Origin of the sequence: Herbaspirillum sp. CF444, from assembly GCF_000282135.1 — a bacterium.
Lineage (GTDB): Bacteria > Pseudomonadota > Gammaproteobacteria > Burkholderiales > Burkholderiaceae_D > Herbaspirillum.
The window spans coordinates 20,368-38,177 of sequence record NZ_AKJW01000108.1 but is presented as its reverse complement, the minus strand read 5'-3'; the positions used below and the strand labels follow the sequence as shown (position 1 = coordinate 38,177).

Genomic DNA, 17,810 nt, shown 5'->3' with positions numbered 1-17,810 from the left:
GCCTGCACTTCCGGCGGCACCTGGATGGTCTTGCCGTTCTTGTCCGTGAAGTAGCCGGTCTCGGCGACTTGCTGCATCTGTTGCGACGACATCAGGCCGATGTCGTGGTCCTTCTGGAATTGGTTGATGGTCTTTGCTGCGCTGGAATCGGATGGCAGGTTGTTTTCCGAGCCGAGCCCCATCATGTTGCGGATCATGTTCTTGACGCTGTCCGGTACAGGCAAACTATTGAGCCACTGCGACACCTGGTCCGGCTGCATATTGTGGCAACCACTATGGTTGATGATGTCCTGTAGCTCCGGGGAATCGCCGCCGTTCAGGTGCAGGTTGCCAAGATAAGACGGTGGCGGTCCGCCATCGAAATAGGTGGTGGTCGTGGTGGTCGTAGTTACTGTAGCCGTCATGCTTTTCTCCGAAATGGGGTGGGTACTCAAACGTCTCGAATGCGTCTCGCTTTCCGGCGGCGGAACGGACCCGCACGGGCGTATGCGCACCCATTCGGAGCAGGTCTTCGCGGACTCCTGGTTGAGTGGCATCGCCAATTGGATAGTTCCAGCGAAAACGGCCGTGGCAAACGCACTGCGCGCCCACGCTGCATGACAAGTGGACGGTCGCAGCCGTGCTTCCGCCGCTGCGGGGACAGGCGACAGGAGCACAACCAGGCGGACGAGAGCGGGCAAAAACGGGCGGACGCCGGCATTCGTGCTCGGAATCCTGCAATCGTTGACGAACAAGACGCTGTTGCCTGTGCCGGTGCATTGGCATCGGCACAGGCAACAGCAAGGATCAGATGGCGGACTGGGCGGCTTCTTCCGCCTTCTTGATGAATTTGGTGAAGACCGCGACGTTGTTAAGGTCTGTCTTGGCGGCGGCGATGGCTTCCTGTTCGGCAATGGCCTGGCTGGCGCCGCTACGGGCTGCCGCGGCGCTGGCGCCGGAAGTATCGAGTGTGTTTTGAGTGGTCATGGCGACTCCGGCAAAATACGAGGTAAGGCTTCGCGTCCGGCCGCCTGCGCCCGCAACCGGGGAGCGCAGGCGGCGCGGCGGACTGGACTACTGCTGGTCGTTGACATTCTTGGCCATGCTGCTGAAAATCTTCAGCTTGGCCAGCGAAGTCGCCTGTTGCGACACCCACATCTGGAACTCTACCGCCTCGGCCGAGCCGGCCTGGGCCGAGGCCACCATGGCGTTGCCGGGACCCTGGCGCATGGAGGGATTCTGGCCGGTTTGCGCACCGCCGAGCTGACTTTGATATGTCGACATCATCTACCTTTCATGAGGCATGCATCTGGCCGGGACGTCCTGCCTCAGGCCGTCCCGCACCGCGAAACCGGGGAGGATAAGAAATGCGCGACAGCCTCATTTCTTATCCGCAGGAAAACCGCATCCTGCATGGTTTGCGAAACTCTTTAGATCAATTGCAACGAGTTATCCTCACCTGCTTTTTTCATTTTCAACTTTGCATTGTCAGCATTGACGAGCGTCTTTGCTGCACTGGTACCCTCTTGGTCAACGATTGCCTGACCTGCGCCAACTGCGGACCCTGCTGCTACTGCGGCCATAATTACCTCCATGGTTCATGGTTGATTGAAAACACACCGCCCATGCTGCATTCCTAAAACGAGACGGTCGCCCATAAGTGGGACCTGAAAATCGCTCGGTTCCACATCCCCGGCAAAAACTTTCCGGCGCCACGCCCCTGCCGGCTCCCGTTGATTGAATGTCCCGCCACCGCCGACGGTTCGTTGCGTTGCATGAAGTGGAACTCTTGCTCGCGCCGGCGTGACCTATTTGCGCAGTAAGGAACAATCTTTTCAACTCCACATTTAAGGAAATACCATGAGTCTGAGCATTTCTTCCACCGGCAGTTTTTCCTCCATCCCCAGTTCTTCCGAAATGACTTCCTTCTCCGACGGCTTGAAAAACGCGTCGACCCAAGATCTGTTGGGCGCGTTGAGCAAGTCCGGCGCGGAGCCGTGGCAAAAAGACGCGATCTTGAAAGAGCTGCAGAATCGCGCCTCGGAAGGCTCCAAGGCCAATGGTGACAACGGCGGCGCAGGCGACAGCCAAGACGACATCCAAAAACTGCTGAAGAAGCTGCAAGACGGCACCATCACGGCGGAAGAACTGCAAAAACTGGCCGGCATGCTGGGCGTCGATCCAAATGCGCTGGAAGCGATCAAGGGCAAAGGCACGGGCACCGGCAGCGGCGATACCGACATCCAGGGCGGTTGATACGGCGGCACGGGGCCGGCCTTGCGGCCGGTCCTGCCTGCCTCGTGACGCCGGCGGCCACGGGGCAGGGACGCCTTGCAGCCACGCCGGCGCACTGCCGCTGCATCATGCCTCACGTGTCACATTACGTCCCCTCGCCTGCGCCCGGCGCCAGGAAATAACAGCGGCGCCACTGCTGCACCAGCTCCCCGAAATGCCCCAGCAATACCAATGTCGACGACAAGGTCGCCTGCCGCAACGACAATTTGCATACCAGCGCGACCGTGCCGCTTGGCGCATCGCAGGTGAATACTGCGTCGTGAATGCTGAACAGGTCGCCGTTCAACTCCAGCAGGCGCAGCAGCACGGCTTCCCGCGCCTGTTGCGGCAAGCGGCCGACATCGCAGTACAACAGCACGCTGTCAGGCGCCAGCACGCCGCCGTGGAACAGCTGGAATTGGGTATCGTAGGCGGGAATGACGGCCGCCTGGTAGGATGCGCGCGGCTGCGGAATGCGAAATTCGGTACAAAGTTGTTCTATCAGGATGCGGTAGCGTTCTATCGACATGCTGCCCCAGTTTATTCTTATGTTCTTGTTGAAAGATGGCGCGCTCGCCCACGCGCGACACCAACGACAACAGCGCCGCTGCGTTGGCTGACCGCACCGGCGCTGCCTGCTTGCCGTTGCCGGCTTACTCGATATCTTCGTTTTGTGGCGGAGGCGGCTTGCTGCCGCCCATCAGCGTGCCAATGGGGTCGGTCAACATGCCCAGCGGATTGGTCAGGGCGTTCAAAGGATTGGGGATCAGTGCCATCGTTGCTCCTTGTAGAAGGGTTGTGCTTGAAGTAAGCATCGATATGTCTGGCCCTGCACCGAAACAGTTCCAATCTCCCCTCCAAATGCAAATGCCGTCCGGTTTGCACCGGACGGCATCGCACTTCCCGCACGTCCCTTCTGTTGGCACTTCTTTTGCGGCAACCTGCCGGCCGGCGTACCGGCCCCTCCATATTCAGGCCGCCAGCCGCGCCGGCGGGCTCCCGCCAAGCTGCTCCCAGCACAGGCGCGACATGCGTCCCATGGCATCGAAGACGGCCGCATAACCCGGCAGGCCATCAGGCATCTGCAGCGGCACCTGGTCGGTATAGCAGGTCAGGATATACAGCGGAGCACCGTGGCGGAACACGATACCGCCATCCATGCGACCGCGCTTGCCGGTGCCGCCCTTGTGCGCCACCTTGGCATCGGCCGGCAACTGCGAGGCAATCTTGGTGCGCAGCTTCTGCCAGCTCAGCACCTCGATGGCGAAGGCGCATTGCCCTGCGGTGCAGCCCAGTATTGCAGCGGCGGCCGGATCGGTGCAACCGCGCAGGATCAGGTCGTACAGCAAACCCTGGTCGCAGGCGCTGATGGTGGTGACTTCCTCCAGCTTGTGGTCGGGCGGCATGTCCGGACGCGGCACCGCGATCCGGTGCATGGTGTCGCGCATGCCGACGCTCCGGCAGAAATCGTTGATCTCAACCAGGCTGATGCGTTCGAGCAGCATGCGCGTGCAAACGTTGTCGCTGATGACGATCATCTGCACCAGGGCGTCGCGCAAGGTGATCGTGAAGCCCGGCGTGAGGAACTTGAACGTGCCCGACACCACGCCTTCGCGCAGACGCTCTTCATAGACAATGGGTGTCTCCAGGTCGAGCCGTCCCTGGTTCACCGCGCGCAGCACCGCCATCATGATCGAGGTCTTGCGCGTGCTGGCGGACGGAAACGGGACATGGCCGCCGCGATCGGCATCCCGGCCGCCGACCAGGTCTTTCAGGTACCAGCTGGTGACAAAGGGTTGTGCATCGCAAATGGCGTTCAATGCTGCTACGAGAGTGTCCATGTCCGTCCTTCCAGGATAAAAAATGCCGGCCGCTCAGCGAACGGGATCGTCCGCCGCCGGCAGCGATATTGCCCGCGCTCGCCGACGCTGTTTGTCCTGCATTGGCGCCGGCATCGCGGCAACGCCGGGCGCGCCCGCCGCCAGCTTGAAGACCGACACCGTGGCCGCCAGCGTCGCGGCCTGTTCGCGCATGCTTGCCGCGGCAGCCGCGGCTTGCTCCACCAGCGCGGCATTGCGCTGGGTCATCTCGTCCATCTGGGTGATTTTTTCATTGATCTTTTCAATGCCGCCGGTCTGGTCTTCACTTGCCGCGGCAATCTCGCCGACGATATCGGCGATATGCCTGACCGCCACCACCACCTCATTCATGGTGCTGCCGGCGTCATTGACCATCAGGCTGCCGGCCTCGACCTTGCTGGACGAATCCGAAATCAGCGAAGATATTTCCTTGGCCGCCTCCGCCGAGCGCTGCGCCAGGCTGCGCACTTCCGACGCCACCACGGCGAAACCGCGTCCCTGCGAGCCGGCCCGGGCCGCTTCCACTGCCGCATTGAGCGCCAGGATATTGGTCTGGAACGCGATGCTGTCGATCACGCCGGTAATCTCGCGGATGCGGCTGGAGCTGGTCTTGATCTGGTTCATGGTATCGACCATGCGGCCCACCACGTCGCCGCCGCGCGTGGCAACGTCCGAGGCCGACATCACCAGGCGGTTGGCCTGCTGGGCGTTGTTGGCGTTGAAACGCACTGCTTCGGTCAGCTTGCCCATGGAGTGCGCGGTCTCCTGCAGCGACATCGCCTGCGCTTCGGTGCGCGCCGACAGGTCGGCGTTGCCACTGGCGATTTCGGTGGAGGCCGTGGAAATGGTGTCGGTGCCGCTGCGGACATTGCCGACGATCGACGCCAGCTGCCGGTTCATCTGTCCCAGCGCCGCCAACAACCTGCCGATCTCGTCGCTGCTGTTGCCGCTGATGGCCGACGACAGATCGCCGCGCGCCACCCGCGACGCCAGCTCGACCGCCGCATGCAACGGCCGGACGATGCTGCGCCGGATGGCCCAGGCGAAACTGCTGCCCACCAGCAAGGCCAGCGTGCCGATGGCAAACAGCATCAGCGTCAGGCGACGATCGTCCTGCACCGATTGCGCCAGCACCATGCGCGCCTCGTCCTGTTGCAGCACCACCAGCTTGTCGACCTCGGCGGCGGCGCGCTTGTAGAGCGGATCGATGCTGGTGGCCAGGGTGCGGGTGGCGTTTTCCATGTTGAACGACAAGGCATCGTTCATTGCGCCCTTGAGCGCCGCTTCGATGGCGGCTTGCAAGCGCGCCGTCTCGTCCACCATTTTCTGCTCGTCGGCAGTCAGGCCGAGTGCTTTCAGGCGAGTCAATGCTTGCACATATTGCTTGTTGTTCTCGACCACCAGTGCCGCCTCGCGCTGCATGTCGCCGACGTCCGATTGCAGGCCGATATTGCGCATGGCCACGCCGGCCTCCAGCAAGGCGCTCTTCATGCGTACGGCCTGGACGTTCTTGCCGTTGGTACGCTCCAGTGCCGAGATCAGGCGAGTTTTGTTATATGCCGTCAACGCCGCGGTACCGGCCACGACCACGATCAGGATCGCCAGCACCAGGCCAAAGCCGACGATCAGCCTGGCGCCGATGGATATGCCACGAATTTTCATTGCCCTTCTCCCCTTCAAGGAAAAACGGTGAAGGGAAACCCTCGGGTTCCCCGGTTGCAGCCTTCTCCTGACATCGGGTCGCCGCTCCTGGTCGGCATGACTCCATTTATTGCCGGTCGATCTGCGCGCGCACATAGCCGGCCAGCGCCCGCAGCACGTCGTCAATGTCGCCTTGCAGCTTGTCGAACCCTTCGTTCTTCTCGCAGCGCCGCTCATCCATGTAGATGCCGCGCTTGATTTCCACCTGCACGCTGTGGCGGCGCCGTTGCGGCATGCCATAGTGCTCGACGATATAGCCGCCCTGGTAGGGCGTGTTGATCAGCACCTTGTAGCCGAGCCGGTCGAACTGCGCCGCGACCCATTCTGTGAAAACCGGATTGGCCGAGGCGCCATTGCAATCGCTGACCACGATGTCCGGACGCGCAGCGCCGCTGTCGACATTCATGGCGTTGCCGATCGATTTCATCGAATGGCAGTTGATGTGCCAGACCGCGCCGAACTTGTCGACGCTGTCGTCGAGCAAGGATTGCAGCACGCTGTGATACGGCAGGTAGTATTGGTTGAGGCGGTAGCGCAATTCCGCCAGGCTCAGCTTGTTGCGATACATCGGCACATCCGGCAGGGCATCGCGACGAATCAGCCCCATCCCGCGCAGACAAGCCTCCGAGGGCGCCAGCGGCTCCGGCCACGGTTGTTCGAGCATGGACTGGTCGATATCGTCCGGCGCACGATTGGGATCGATGTAAGCACGCGGGAAACGTGCCGCCAGCAGCGGTGCGCCAAGGCCGGGCGCGGCCGCCCACAACTCGTCGACGAAGGCGTCCCAGGTCGAATTGAGTGCCGCCACCGGCGCCGCAATACCGCTGTTGAATGGATACAGGGTGCCGCTGTGCGGCGAATCGACCACGATCGGCAGGATCGTCTCGGCGATGCTCGGACGGATGACGGAATAGACCTGATTAATTGACTTGATCATAAGCTGCGGCGACTTCAGGGGTGGCGGGGACATCGCTGTCGTTCAGGTGGCACGCCGACCAGTGGCCGGGCGCGACTTGTCGCAATAGCGGCCGCTGTTCCGAGCAACGCGGCATCGCATGCGGACAACGCGGATGGAAGGTGCATCCTGACGGCGGCTTGAGCGGGCTGGGCAGTTCGCCCTGGATCGGACGGTGCTCCACCACCTTGCTGTCCAGGCGCGGCGCATCGGCGATCAGCGCGCGCGTATAGGGATGGTTGGGACGCGCAAACACCGAGCGGGTATCGGCCAGTTCGACGATGCGACCGAGATACATGATGGCGACGCGGTCGGCGATGTATTCCACCACCGCCAGGTTGTGACTGATGAACAGGTAGGTCAGCCCCTTGGACTCGCGCAGGTCCATGAACAGGTTGAGGATCTGCGCCTGCACCGACACGTCCAGCGCCGACACCGCTTCGTCGCAGACGATGAACCTGGGATTGAGCGCCAGTGCGCGCGCGATGGCAATGCGCTGGCGCTGGCCGCCGGAGAACTGGTGCGGGTAGCGGCTGGCATAGGTCGGATCGAGTCCGACCTGCTTGAGCAGGCTGCCGACAAAGCTGCCGGCGTCCTTCTTGTCCACCAGCCCGTGGTAGATAGCTGCCTCGCTGACGACCTGGTCGACGCGCTGGCGCGGGTTCAGCGACGCATAGGGATTCTGGAACACCATCTGGATATTGAGGTGGGTATCGACGCTGGGCGCCGTGATGTCCTTGCCCTCGAACGCCAGTGCGCCGCTGGTGGCCGGCAGCAGGCCCGCGATCATGCGACCGACGGTGGACTTGCCGCAACCCGACTCGCCGACCAGTCCGAGCACCTCGCCGCTGGCCACGCTGAGAGATACTTCATTGACGGCGTACACGCGGGCATCGGCCTGGCGCGACAAACCGACCGCGCTGGCGGCGCGCGCCAGACTGCTGCGTTTGATGCTGAAGCTCTTGCTGAGGTCTCTGGTTTCAAGCATGGTAGTCATGATTAAGCTAACGGATGGAAACAGCGGTATTCACGGTTTTCCAGCTTGAATACCGGTGGAATCTTGTGGCACTCGCCGGTGGCCCGCGAGCAACGCGGCGCAAAGGTGCAGCCGGGCGGCAACGACAGCAGCGGCGGCGTGGCGCCTGGAATCGAATACAGCCGCTTGCCATGGTTCTCCGCCTGCGGCAACGAATCGATCAGGCCCCGGGTGTAGGGATGCAGGGGATTGCCGATGATCTCGGCCACCGGTCCGCGCTCGATGATGCGGCCGGCATACATGACGCACAACTCGTCGGCGAGGTCCTTGACCACGCTGATGTCGTGCGTGATCCAGATCAGCGCGGTGCCGCTGGCGCGCGCCAGGCTTTTCATCTCATACAGGATCTGCGCCTGGATGGTGACGTCCAGCGCCGTGGTCGGTTCATCGGCGATGATCAGATCCGGGCTGTTGACGATGGCGTTGGCGATGGCCACGCGCTGGCGCATGCCGCCCGACAGCTCATGCGGATAGGCGCGCATGCGCTCGACCGGCGCCGGGATGCCGACGCGCTTGAGCGCGGCGCAGACCTGCTCGTCGATCTGCGCGCGCGAAGCCTTGCGGTGAATGGCAATGGTTTCACCCAGCTGCGCCCCGATGCGCATGACGGGATTGAGCGACATCATGGGGTCCTGGAACACCATGGCGATACGGTCGCCGCGCAGTTGGCTCCAGCGCTTGACCGATGCATCGCGCAGGTTTTCGCCATTGAACAGGATTTCGCCGCCGGCGATGCGACCCGGCTTTTCCACCAGGTTCATCAGGGAAAAGGCGGTGACCGACTTGCCCGAACCGGACTCGCCGACGATGCCCAGCACCTTGCCGCGCTCCAGCGTGAAGGAGACATTGTCGAGGGCCTTGGCCACACCGGCTTCGGTACGAAATTCGGTCACCAGGTTGTTGACTTCCAGAAGTGCCATGATGTTGTCTTTCTATGCGTCCAGCTTGGGATTGAGCACAATGCGCAATTGGTCGCCGACCAGGCTCACCGCGACCACCAGCAGCACCAGCGCAATGCCGGGGAACACGCTGATCCAGTATTGATTGGAAAGCATGTAGTCAAATCCGTTGGAAATGAGCAGGCCCAGCGACGGCTTGGTTTGCGGCAAGCCGATCCCGAGAAAGCTCATGGTCGCTTCCAGCGTGATGGCATTGGCCATTTGATTGGTGGTCGTCACGATCAACGGCGCCAGGCAGTTCGGCAACACGTGCCGGAACATGATGCGGCGCGCCGGCAGGCCCTGCCCGACCGCTGCCTCGATATATTCCTTGTTGCGCTCGACCAGCGCGGAACCGCGCACATTGCGGGCGAAGATGGCCCATTGCACCAGCACCAGCGCCATCAGCGTCTTGTCCACGCCCTGCCCCAGCACCGCCAGCAGCACCAGCGCCACCAGGATGGTCGGCACGCTCAACTGGACATCGACGATGCGCATCAGAATCGCGTCGACCTTGCCGCCGAAGTACGCCGAGATCAGGCCGATGCTGGTGCCGATGGCCAGCGCCACCAGCGCGCTGGCGACACCGATGCCAAGACTGATGCGCAAGCCGTACAGGATGGCGCTGAGCATGTCGCGCCCGGCGCCATCGGTACCGAGCAGGTAGGTCATCTTCTGGTCGGTGCTGGGCGAGCCGGGAGCACGCTCGGCTTCCATGATGGAAACCTTGGTCAGGTCGTAAGGATCCTGCGGCGCGATGAAAGGCGCCGCAACCGCGATCGCCACCAGCAACAGCAGGAACACGGCCGCAATGGCGCCGACGCGGCTCTTGAAGTAACGCCGCAACAACAGGCGCATCGGCGCCTCGGGCGGTGCTACCGGTACGTCGGCCGACGCCGGCAGCGCTTGAGGATTGATTTCGTTCATCATCATTTTCGTAGTGGCGGAACTGGCCGCTGATCGTCATCGCCCGCCATGGCGGGAACCGTTTTACTTATCGCCCGGGGTTATGCCTGATGTCATGCCTGACTTCACGCCGAACGGGCGCGCAGTCGTGGATCGAGCACCAGGTACAGCACGTCCACGGTGAAATTGATCAATACGTACAACATCAGCACCACCATCAGATACGCCACCACCACCGGACGGTCCAGTTGCAGCACCGAGTCGATGATCAGCTTGCCCATGCCAGGCCAGGCAAAGATGGTTTCGGTGATCAATGAAAACGCAATCAAGTGGCCGAATTCGATTCCCATCACGGTGACGATGGGAATCATCACGTTAGGGGCGATATGGCGAAACATCAGGCGTACCGGCCCGACGCCTTTGGCGCGGGCGAACTTGACGTATTCCTGGACCGCCACTTCACGCGTGCCGGCCTCGGTCATGCGCATGACCAGCGCCACGTTGTGCAACGCCAGGGTGAACGCCGGCAGCAGCATGAACTTGATGCCGGCCCAACTCAGGAAACTGACCTCAATGCCCAGCAAGGAGGTGGTCGGGCCGCGACCGCCGGAGGGCAGCCAGCCGAGATTGACGGAAAACACCAGGATCAGGATCAGCCCCAGCCAGAACACCGGAATGGTCACGCCGAGGATGGAGAAGCCCATGGCGAACTTGTGCAACCGGCTGCCGGGGCGCAAGCCGGACCACATGCCCAGCGGGATGCCGATCAGGGCCGACAGCAACAAAGCCATGACGGCCAGCTCGAAGGTGGCCGGCATGCGTTCGAAAATCAGCCCGATCGCCGGTCGGTTGAAGATGAAGGAGTTGCCCATGTCGCCATGCAAGGCGTTGTACAGGAAACGTCCATACTGCTGATATATCGGCAGATCCAGTCCCAGCGCATGGGAGGCGCGCCGGATTTCTTCGAGCGGCGCGTCGGGCGCCACCAGCAGGTAAATAGGATTGCCGACCAAGTTGATCCCGACGAATGCCAGGATGGACATGACAAAAATCACCAGCACACTTTGCAGTGCACGCTTCAGCAGCATTTCAAACATCGCATTGCTCCGCTCATCGATTTCTCCTCACCCTTGCAAACGACCGCGCAGCGTTGAACTGCGCTTCCCCGGCAATCGCCGGCCGGCACGCTGCGGCGCCGGCCGTTATTTGTCATTGCGCACCCGACCTGCCGCGCCCTTCCGGATGCCGTCCGCGATTATTTTTCGCTCTATATTTGTATCGCTAGACAACACTATATATCACTAAACGATACAATGTCAAATAAACTTCACTGTCCGCTTATCTCTTCCCGCACGGCAAAAACCCCGCCAGGCGGGCGTCGGCGAGGCACGGAGAGTGGGCGCCGTTTTGCACCGCGGAAGAACGGATGCACTCTTTTCATGCAAGAACAGCGCCAGTGGCGCTGCACGCAAAACGTGCACTGCAACATGATGGCGCAGCAATCGCCCCCTCTTTTTTTGCGGGTGGCTGATCGCCGGCACTAGCGTGCAGGAATCACCGGCAATGTCACGAACGAGGGATGATCCCGGTCCAGGTGGATGCTGTTGGTGGCAACCCGGACCTGGCTGGCCTCTCCTTCCGGCTCGCCGGTATTGGGATTGCAATCGAAGCGCGGGAAATTGCTGCTCGATATGTCGATACGGATGCGGTGCCCGCGCATGAACACATTGCTGGTGGGAAAAGCCTCGATCCTGATCTGGTAAGGCCGGCCCGGCTCCATCAGTTCGGGCTGCTCCCATGAAGTGCGGTAGCGCACGCGCAGGATGCCGTCGGTAAGGTTCATCGCATAGCCCTCCGGATAATCGGCATTGGGCGGATAGACATCGATCAGCTTGAAGGTAAAGTCGGTATCGGGACAATCCGACGAAATCCACAGCGACGCCGTCACCGCGCCGGTCAGCTCGACATCCTGTTCCAACGGCGCGGACTGGAATACCAGCACGTCGTCGCGCTCGGCCAGCGCCCTGAATGGCGCAACCGCGCCAAACACTCCGGGCGCCTCGCGCTGGTCGAAGGCGCCGCCAACCATCAGCGGCTCTCCCGAGGTCACGGCGCCACCGACGGTCGGCACCGGATTGCGCGGATCGTATCGATACGTCAGCGACGCTTGCGCCACCGATGGCGCCTGTTGCGACAGGCTGCGATCGGCATGCAGGTAATACGCCGTGAAACTGGTATCGGGAATCGGCCAGTCGTTTTCCGAGCGCCAGGTGCCGCCGTGCTGCATGCGCCCTTCGGCATTCTTCAGGCCGCTGCCGCCGCCCATGACGAACAGGCTCACCGGCGGCAATGGCGACGGTACGCCGGCGTCATCCTTGAGCCAGCGGTCGAACCAGCGTCGGCGCAATTCGAGGAAATCCGTCGCCAGTTGGCCGTCAAGCGTGGCCGCCGGGCCAAAGTCGACATCGCCGGAATACGTCACAGAGCGGTTGCCGTGGATCCAGGGACCGAGGATCAGGCATACCGGCCCTTTCTTGCGCGACGACAGGCCGATGAAGTTTTCCGTCACGGTGCGTGGATAGGGGTCATACCAGGACGACATGTGCACCATCGCGGCGTCGCTGAAACTGTCGTAGTAGCCCTGCGCATACAGGCCGGGCTGGCGCCAGTAGGCATCGAAGGCGCCACGCTGCCACTGGTCGAACAGGTATTCTTCATATTCCGGCGCAGGCGTCAACGGCGAATCCCCCGGTTTCCACTCGAGGCTGCGCGTGAACCATTCGCGGATATCGATCGCCTTCAATTGCGCATGACGGTCATCGTCGTTACGGATCTCCGGACTCTCCATGGCCTGCCTGAGGGCCCAGGTGGCCTGCTTCATTTCGAAGGCGCCGCCCTGGCGGATCCCCCCCTGATAGGCATTCGAAAAACCACCCGAATCCAGGAACATCGCCACCACGCCGGGCGCATTCAGGCTGGCCAGCGCCGCCTGCGTATGCGCCGCGTAGGACAGACCCATGGTGCCGATGCGGCCGTTGCTCCAGGGCTGCGCCACGATCCAGCTGCAGGTGTCGAAGCCGTCCTGGGCGTCGCTGGTGTACTTGACGAAACTGCCTTCGGAGCGATAGCGGCCGCGGCAATCCTGGTAAATCACGATGTAGCCATGCCGCAGGAAATGTTCCGCCACCTCGACACGGGACTTCACCCGCGCATCGGCGGCGGTGCGCTCGCTGCGACTGTCGATTTCCTTGCCGTAGGGAGTGCGCTCGAGCACCACCGGCAGCTTCTGCGGCTTCTGCGGCTTCTGCAGCGTCGCGCCGACCGCCGGCTGCGGAATATAGATGTCGGTCGCAAGCCTGACGCCATCGCGCATGACCACCATCACGTCGCGCAACACCGTGTAGGCAGGCGTCGCTGCGGCAACGCCGCCGGTCGATGCGTCCAGCCCCTCGGCTGTACGCAGTTGAGAGAAATGCTTGAAATATTTCATGATTGTTCGAATTGAATGAATGTGGAACGCCCTGCCCGACTGCCGTCAGCATGGCCGGCGCTGCGAACGCCGTCGTATTTCAGGGAATAAGTCTCCGTCATTGCCAGTCTTGTTCAATTGCTGACGTAATGTGCGATCCGGGTCGCAAGTACCGTTGCTGCCGGTATTGCGGCCTCGGCAGGTTCGGATCCATCAGCGACCACCAGTGGTCATGACGACGAAAAAAGGGATGGCCGAGCGTGCGATGCCCCGGGTTGCTACTGCACTCCTTTGCATATTTTTCTCATTTTTTGTTTCACTGTCAGATACGATATGTCGTTAAATGATACAAGTCAAGTTTTTTTGCTGCTTATCAATGGTGCACGACGCCATGCCAAAGCCTTCGTTGGCGGGGCTTGCGACACACTGACAAGGTCCTGACTTCGACCTGACGTCGTTGCACGCTTACGGCAGCACGGCAACCGGCGTGGCGCCGAATTGCGCCGCCAGCAGGAACGCGACCAGTCGCGCGGCACAATCCTCCGGTGTCGCCAGATGACCTTCGCGTTGCAATGCATGGAACCGTTCGCGCAGCGCAAACCGGTCCGGCGCCGCCGCGCGCAGCTCGGCCTGCATGTCGGTGTCGATGACGCCCGGCGCCACACTGCAAATGCGCAATCCGGGACGATGCTCCTGCGCCGTGGCGCGGGCGTGATGATCGAGTGCGGCTTTGGTGGCGCAGTACACGCCCCACCCGGCATAAGCGTCGCGACCGGCGCCGCTGGAGACATGGAGGATGCGGCGCTCGCGACAAGGATGCGCGGCAAGCGCCGAGGCCAGCATCAGCGGTGCGCTGACATTGATCGCCACGGCAGCGGCGATGGCTGCCGGCTCCAGCTGACCGAGCGCGCCGACCGGGCGAACGACGCCGGCATTATTGATCAGGACGACGTCGTCGCCGCTCGCAAGAAAATCGCGCAGCACCGGCCCTTGCAGCCAGTCCAGCAACGCCGCGGTATCGGCAAGGTCGAGCGCCTGCTGCACCAGCAACTGCGGAAAACGCGCCTGCAGCACGGCATTGGACCGGCGCGCCAGGCCCATGACTTCCACGCCGCGCACCAGCAAATCGGCTGCAATGGCGGCACCCAGGCCACGGCTGTGACCGCTGACGATTGCTTTCATCGTTACCCTCCTCCAGATCGCTCCGACGACGCCATGGAACCGCGTCCGCGGCGGCGTCACTCAACAAAAAATGCAAGCAACCGCGTCCTCCATCATCGTCACCCAAGGAACTTCCATGAACGACATCGTCGGCCACGCACTGGCACAACAAGATTATCGGGAGATACACGTCGCGCGCCATCTGTTGCCGTTCGAGGACCATAAGTTCCTGAAAGCGGAAGACGCGCGCGTCATGGTGCGCGGCGAGGGCCTGCACGTCTGGGACGACAGCGGCAAGCGCTTTCTCGACGGCATGTCGGGACTATGGTGCACCACGCTGGGCTACGGCCGTCCCGAACTGGTCGCCGCCGCCGCCGCGCAGATGGAGTCGCTGTCCTATTGCAGCCAATTTTTCAACACCACGCATCCGGCCGTGGCGCAACTGTCGGCCAAATTGTTCGATATCCTGCCGCCGCACTACAGCCGCATTCTCTATACCAATTCCGGTTCGGAGGCCAACGACATACTGATCAAGCTGGTACGCCGTTACTGGCAACTGGCGGGGCGTCCCGGGAAGCGGGTCCTGATCGGACGCCACAACGGCTACCATGGCGCCACCGTCGGCAGCGCCTCGCTGGGCGGCATGAAACTGATGCACCAGTTGGGCGAGACGATGCTGGACGAGGTCCATCACATTCCCGAGCCGTACTGGTTCGGCTACCAGGGCGCGCTGACGGAACAGGAGTTTGGCCTGCAAGCGGCCATGGAACTGGAAATCAAGATACTGGAGCTGGGGCCGGAAAAGGTTGGCGCGTTTGTGGCGGAGCCCTTCCAGGGCGCCGGTGGAATGATCTTCCCGCCGTCGAGCTATTGGCCGGAAATCCAGCGCATCTGCGAAAAATACGACGTCCTGATCTGCGCCGATGAAGTGGTCGGCGGCTTTGGCCGCACCGGCTGCTGGTTTGCCCACGACTATTTCGGCTTTGAACCCGACATGCTGACCATCGCCAAGGGCCTCACCTCGGGTTATGTGCCGATGGGCGGCCTGGTGCTGTCGCAGCGCATCGCCGACACCCTGGCCGACTGCGGCGGCCTGTTCGCCCACGGCCTGACCTACCAGGGACATCCGGTGGCGGCGGCAGTGGCGCTGGCAACGCTGCGTCTGCTCGATGAGGGCGGCGTGGTCGAATACGTCGGCCGCGACCTGGGACCCTATCTCCAATATCGCCTGCGCGATGCGTTCTCGCAACATGTGCTGGTGGGGGAAATCCAGGGCGCAGGCGCGGTCGCCGCCTTGCAACTGGCGCTGTCGAAGGCCGGCAAGGAACGCTTTCGCAACGAAAACGCGGTCGGCCTGTATTGCATGCGCAAGGCGCAAGAACATGGCCTGATCGTACGCACCACGGGTGCCAGGGTGATCATCGCGCCGGCGCTGGTGGCCACGCCTGACGACATCGACGAACTGGTCGACAAACTGACGCTGGCGCTCGACGATACCGCCAGGGCATTGAAGCTTCTATAAAAAATCGCAGGACGAGCCTGCGATTGATTGCGACAATCTGCGCGGCGCCGTCATGGCTCCACATACCCCAGCGCCGCCGAGAAGCGCACGGCCGCGAACTTGAGTATGTCGACGTATTGCCTGAGGTTTTCCTTGGGCACCCGACTGGCCGGCGCAGTCATCGACAACGACGCCACCACCGTGCCGGTCACGTCGCGCACCGGCATGGCCACCGCCACCATGTCCGTGGCCTTCTCGGAAAACGAACTGCTGCAGCCCTCCGCCAGGATCTTCTTGAGCTCCTTCTTCAGCTCGGTGCGCTTGACGATGGTGTTGGGCGTGAACGCCTCCAGCTTGCCGCTCAGGATGTCTTCCTGGATCTGCGCCGGCGCGTGCGCCAGCAGCAGCTTGCCGGAAGCACCGACAAACAATGGCCGGCGCTCGCCCAGTTGACTATGCACGCGCAATGCATGCGGCGCATCCCACCACGCCACGCAAACCGTTTCGAGGCCGTCGCGTATGCGCACCAGCACGCTTTCGTTGCACTCCCGCCCGATCGGCTCAAGAATCTCGTTGGCGACCTGGATCAGGCTCAACTGATTCTGCGCAGCCGTGCCGACAATCAGGGCGCGATAGCCGAGGCTGTATGTCGCCAGCGGCAATTGCCGCCGCACCAGGCCGCACTCTTCCAGCGTCGTCAGCAGGCGGAACGCCCGCGCCTTGGTATTGCCGGACAATTTCGCCAGTTCGGTCACGCCTTTGCCATCATGCTCCGCCACCAGAAACATCAGCTCGATCGCCTTGCTTACCGCATCAACGGTATAACTCATAAAACATTCCTTTTCTTACTCGTCATTCTTGTTCGTCATCGTTGAACGACGTCATTTTCATAGAGAACAATACTGCCTTTGCAAATCACGCACCTCCTCGAAAAGCCTTGTCGCTGCTTGCCTTTCGACCGTCGACCTCGATCCCGGATTGTTATTCCCGCAGATGGTGCGGCATCTGTCAGTACGCGACCGGCACCTTGTCCTCATTGAAAAAACGCATGCTCGATTGCTTGACCCTGCATTTCAATTAAAATACACTAAATGTCGACAAATGATACATTGTTTTACCAAAAGAAACGGACAACCTACTCAACTGTAGCTTTCCGTGCCTGACTCTTCTTCAGCGAGACCAATGTGGCCCACGATCCTCATCTGACTGATATCGGCCTGGCGTTTCAGCTTCCCTGCGCCAGCGGCGAACGTACCTTTGTGATCAGCCGCGAGGCGCTGGACATCCTGGGCCGGCGTCACGGCTATGCGATGAGCCACTTGAACCTGTACTACGCGCATGAAGCCATCATCCACGTGGTAGCCCGCTTTCTCGCCCATGAAGAAAAATCGGCGTTGCCGATCCTGATCGACGCCCCGCATTTCCACGCCTGCGAGACGATAGCGTTGCCGGTACATCGCCCGCTGCGCGCCCGCATGGCAGCCTGAGCCGACTGAACTTTTCCCTGCCGGATGCGACTCAGATGTCTGAAAAACGAATCGGCGGCAAATCATGTATCTCGATCACTCCATGGAAGTTGCGTTCTTGCGCGCCGAACATGCGCGCCGCAACCGACGCGCGCTGGTGGCGCTGATCGAAGGGGAACGCCACTACTGGTGGGGCGGCAACGTCGACAAATGGCGCGTTGATCCATCCGTGTTCCCATCGCCCGCCGCCGCGGAAGCGTACCGGCGACTGCGCGAACGCTTCCGCTCCGGCCAGGCGACCAAGGGGCAGATGCTGCTGGTGCATGCCGACGGCGCCCTCGGCGCCATCCTGCTCGGTCCCGAATCACAACAGGAAGCACTCGACTGGTTGCGCGACAACGTCGCCGCGCTACGCCCTGGGCCGCGCACCTGATTGCCGGCCCAGGGCCGTCATAACGACCGGCGCCTCTCCACCTCTCCCGGGAACCTGCCCCCGGTCCCCGACACTCATGGGGGACAGGGCCGCGCGCGTTCTGCCGGCGCGCATTTCCGTGTGGTCCGCGAC

Annotated in this window: 20 protein-coding genes; 4 read left to right on the top strand and 16 right to left on the bottom strand. The window is 62.0% G+C overall.

The window, feature by feature from the left end:
- From PMI16_RS26110 to PMI16_RS26275, 4 genes are all read right to left on the bottom strand, one after another.
- Positions 1-404 (bottom strand): hypothetical protein (locus PMI16_RS26110; protein WP_007883900.1); only part of this gene is annotated, 404 nt, incomplete at its 3' end.
- A gap of 382 nt (positions 405-786) precedes the next feature.
- A complete protein-coding gene (locus PMI16_RS22380; protein WP_007883899.1) occupies positions 787-966 on the bottom strand; it encodes a hypothetical protein in 180 nt (59 codons plus the stop codon).
- 87 nt (positions 967-1,053) lie between these two features.
- The gene (locus PMI16_RS22375; protein ID WP_237719921.1) at positions 1,054-1,266 is read right to left on the bottom strand and encodes a hypothetical protein; all 213 of its coding nucleotides are present in this window, start codon (positions 1,264-1,266) and stop codon (positions 1,054-1,056) included.
- Positions 1,267-1,409: 143 nt separating this feature from the next.
- Positions 1,410-1,562, bottom strand: coding sequence for a hypothetical protein (locus PMI16_RS26275; protein WP_162131133.1), 153 nt, complete (start codon positions 1,560-1,562; stop codon positions 1,410-1,412).
- 277 nt (positions 1,563-1,839) lie between these two features.
- On the opposite strand from PMI16_RS26275, the gene PMI16_RS22370 reads away from it, so the two are divergent.
- Positions 1,840-2,235, top strand: coding sequence for a hypothetical protein (locus PMI16_RS22370; RefSeq protein WP_007883894.1), 396 nt, complete (start codon positions 1,840-1,842; stop codon positions 2,233-2,235).
- 124 nt (positions 2,236-2,359) lie between these two features.
- Here the strand turns inward: PMI16_RS22370 and PMI16_RS22365 are convergent, their stop codons facing one another.
- From PMI16_RS22365 to PMI16_RS22320, 11 genes are all read right to left on the bottom strand, one after another.
- Positions 2,360-2,782, bottom strand: a complete 423-nt coding sequence (locus PMI16_RS22365) for a CesT family type III secretion system chaperone (RefSeq protein ID WP_007883893.1) — start codon at positions 2,780-2,782, stop codon at positions 2,360-2,362.
- A 124-nt stretch (positions 2,783-2,906) separates the two neighbouring features.
- On the bottom strand, positions 2,907-3,029 hold the full coding sequence (locus PMI16_RS26720; RefSeq protein WP_007883892.1) for a hypothetical protein: 123 nt from the start codon (positions 3,027-3,029) through the stop codon (positions 2,907-2,909).
- Between the two features lie 195 nt (positions 3,030-3,224).
- A complete protein-coding gene (locus PMI16_RS22360; protein WP_007883890.1) occupies positions 3,225-4,094 on the bottom strand; it encodes a serine hydrolase in 870 nt (289 codons plus the stop codon).
- A 33-nt stretch (positions 4,095-4,127) separates the two neighbouring features.
- Positions 4,128-5,774 (bottom strand): methyl-accepting chemotaxis protein, encoded by a 1,647-nt coding sequence (locus PMI16_RS26715; RefSeq protein WP_007883889.1) that lies wholly within the window; start codon positions 5,772-5,774, stop codon positions 4,128-4,130.
- A gap of 106 nt (positions 5,775-5,880) precedes the next feature.
- Complete coding sequence (locus PMI16_RS22350) at positions 5,881-6,750, bottom strand: N-formylglutamate amidohydrolase (RefSeq protein WP_007883885.1); 870 nt, start codon at positions 6,748-6,750, stop codon at positions 5,881-5,883.
- Entirely contained in the window at positions 6,734-7,765 is a 1,032-nt protein-coding gene (locus tag PMI16_RS22345; protein WP_007883880.1) for an ABC transporter ATP-binding protein, read from the bottom strand. The genes PMI16_RS22350 and PMI16_RS22345 overlap by 17 nt, the downstream gene beginning before the upstream one ends.
- A gap of 2 nt (positions 7,766-7,767) precedes the next feature.
- Entirely contained in the window at positions 7,768-8,724 is a 957-nt protein-coding gene (locus PMI16_RS22340) for an ABC transporter ATP-binding protein (protein WP_007883879.1), read from the bottom strand.
- Positions 8,725-8,736: 12 nt separating this feature from the next.
- Entirely contained in the window at positions 8,737-9,675 is a 939-nt protein-coding gene (locus tag PMI16_RS22335) for an ABC transporter permease (RefSeq protein ID WP_007883877.1), read from the bottom strand.
- A 98-nt stretch (positions 9,676-9,773) separates the two neighbouring features.
- Positions 9,774-10,745 carry an ABC transporter permease gene (locus tag PMI16_RS22330; RefSeq protein ID WP_007883875.1) on the bottom strand — a complete coding sequence of 324 codons (972 nt, stop codon included), beginning with the start codon at positions 10,743-10,745 and terminating at the stop codon, positions 9,774-9,776.
- 443 nt (positions 10,746-11,188) lie between these two features.
- Positions 11,189-13,138: a CocE/NonD family hydrolase gene (locus tag PMI16_RS22325; RefSeq protein WP_007883873.1), complete on the bottom strand. Its 1,950-nt coding sequence runs from the start codon at positions 13,136-13,138 to the stop codon at positions 11,189-11,191.
- 444 nt (positions 13,139-13,582) lie between these two features.
- A complete protein-coding gene (locus tag PMI16_RS22320) occupies positions 13,583-14,299 on the bottom strand; it encodes an SDR family oxidoreductase (RefSeq protein WP_007883870.1) in 717 nt (238 codons plus the stop codon).
- A 115-nt stretch (positions 14,300-14,414) separates the two neighbouring features.
- Between PMI16_RS22320 and PMI16_RS22315 the strand changes: the two genes are divergently transcribed.
- Complete coding sequence (locus PMI16_RS22315; protein ID WP_007883869.1) at positions 14,415-15,800, top strand: aminotransferase; 1,386 nt, start codon at positions 14,415-14,417, stop codon at positions 15,798-15,800.
- Positions 15,801-15,850: 50 nt separating this feature from the next.
- On the opposite strand, the gene PMI16_RS22310 is transcribed toward PMI16_RS22315, so the two are convergent.
- On the bottom strand, positions 15,851-16,609 hold the full coding sequence (locus tag PMI16_RS22310) for an IclR family transcriptional regulator (RefSeq protein ID WP_007883867.1): 759 nt from the start codon (positions 16,607-16,609) through the stop codon (positions 15,851-15,853).
- A 354-nt stretch (positions 16,610-16,963) separates the two neighbouring features.
- Here PMI16_RS22310 and PMI16_RS22305 point away from each other — a divergent pair, with 354 nt between their 5' ends.
- Together PMI16_RS22305 and PMI16_RS22300 are read left to right on the top strand one after the other, a co-directional pair.
- On the top strand, positions 16,964-17,266 hold the full coding sequence (locus PMI16_RS22305; RefSeq protein ID WP_007883866.1) for a hypothetical protein: 303 nt from the start codon (positions 16,964-16,966) through the stop codon (positions 17,264-17,266).
- Between the two features lie 64 nt (positions 17,267-17,330).
- Positions 17,331-17,678 (top strand): hypothetical protein, encoded by a 348-nt coding sequence (locus PMI16_RS22300; protein WP_007883865.1) that lies wholly within the window; start codon positions 17,331-17,333, stop codon positions 17,676-17,678.
- Positions 17,679-17,810 lie beyond the last annotated feature (132 nt).

What these genes read in the sequence shown, in the direction of transcription:
- PMI16_RS22380 (WP_007883899.1), bottom strand. Translation starts at nt 966, where the DNA reads ATGACCACTCAAAACACACTCGATACTTCCGGCGCCAGCGCCGCGGCA.
- PMI16_RS22375 (WP_237719921.1), bottom strand. Translation starts at nt 1,266, where the DNA reads ATGATGTCGACATATCAAAGTCAGCTCGGCGGTGCGCAAACCGGCCAG.
- PMI16_RS26275 (WP_162131133.1), bottom strand. Translation starts at nt 1,562, where the DNA reads ATGGCCGCAGTAGCAGCAGGGTCCGCAGTTGGCGCAGGTCAGGCAATC.
- PMI16_RS22370 (WP_007883894.1), top strand. Translation starts at nt 1,840, where the DNA reads ATGAGTCTGAGCATTTCTTCCACCGGCAGTTTTTCCTCCATCCCCAGT.
- PMI16_RS22365 (WP_007883893.1), bottom strand. Translation starts at nt 2,782, where the DNA reads ATGTCGATAGAACGCTACCGCATCCTGATAGAACAACTTTGTACCGAA.
- PMI16_RS26720 (WP_007883892.1), bottom strand. Translation starts at nt 3,029, where the DNA reads ATGGCACTGATCCCCAATCCTTTGAACGCCCTGACCAATCCGCTGGGC.
- PMI16_RS22360 (WP_007883890.1), bottom strand. Translation starts at nt 4,094, where the DNA reads ATGGACACTCTCGTAGCAGCATTGAACGCCATTTGCGATGCACAACCC.
- PMI16_RS26715 (WP_007883889.1), bottom strand. Translation starts at nt 5,774, where the DNA reads ATGAAAATTCGTGGCATATCCATCGGCGCCAGGCTGATCGTCGGCTTT.
- PMI16_RS22350 (WP_007883885.1), bottom strand. Translation starts at nt 6,750, where the DNA reads ATGATCAAGTCAATTAATCAGGTCTATTCCGTCATCCGTCCGAGCATC.
- PMI16_RS22345 (WP_007883880.1), bottom strand. Translation starts at nt 7,765, where the DNA reads ATGACTACCATGCTTGAAACCAGAGACCTCAGCAAGAGCTTCAGCATC.
- PMI16_RS22340 (WP_007883879.1), bottom strand. Translation starts at nt 8,724, where the DNA reads ATGGCACTTCTGGAAGTCAACAACCTGGTGACCGAATTTCGTACCGAA.
- PMI16_RS22335 (WP_007883877.1), bottom strand. Translation starts at nt 9,675, where the DNA reads ATGATGATGAACGAAATCAATCCTCAAGCGCTGCCGGCGTCGGCCGAC.
- PMI16_RS22330 (WP_007883875.1), bottom strand. Translation starts at nt 10,745, where the DNA reads ATGTTTGAAATGCTGCTGAAGCGTGCACTGCAAAGTGTGCTGGTGATT.
- PMI16_RS22325 (WP_007883873.1), bottom strand. Translation starts at nt 13,138, where the DNA reads ATGAAATATTTCAAGCATTTCTCTCAACTGCGTACAGCCGAGGGGCTG.
- PMI16_RS22320 (WP_007883870.1), bottom strand. Translation starts at nt 14,299, where the DNA reads ATGAAAGCAATCGTCAGCGGTCACAGCCGTGGCCTGGGTGCCGCCATT.
- PMI16_RS22315 (WP_007883869.1), top strand. Translation starts at nt 14,415, where the DNA reads ATGAACGACATCGTCGGCCACGCACTGGCACAACAAGATTATCGGGAG.
- PMI16_RS22310 (WP_007883867.1), bottom strand. Translation starts at nt 16,609, where the DNA reads ATGAGTTATACCGTTGATGCGGTAAGCAAGGCGATCGAGCTGATGTTT.
- PMI16_RS22300 (WP_007883865.1), top strand. Translation starts at nt 17,331, where the DNA reads ATGTATCTCGATCACTCCATGGAAGTTGCGTTCTTGCGCGCCGAACAT.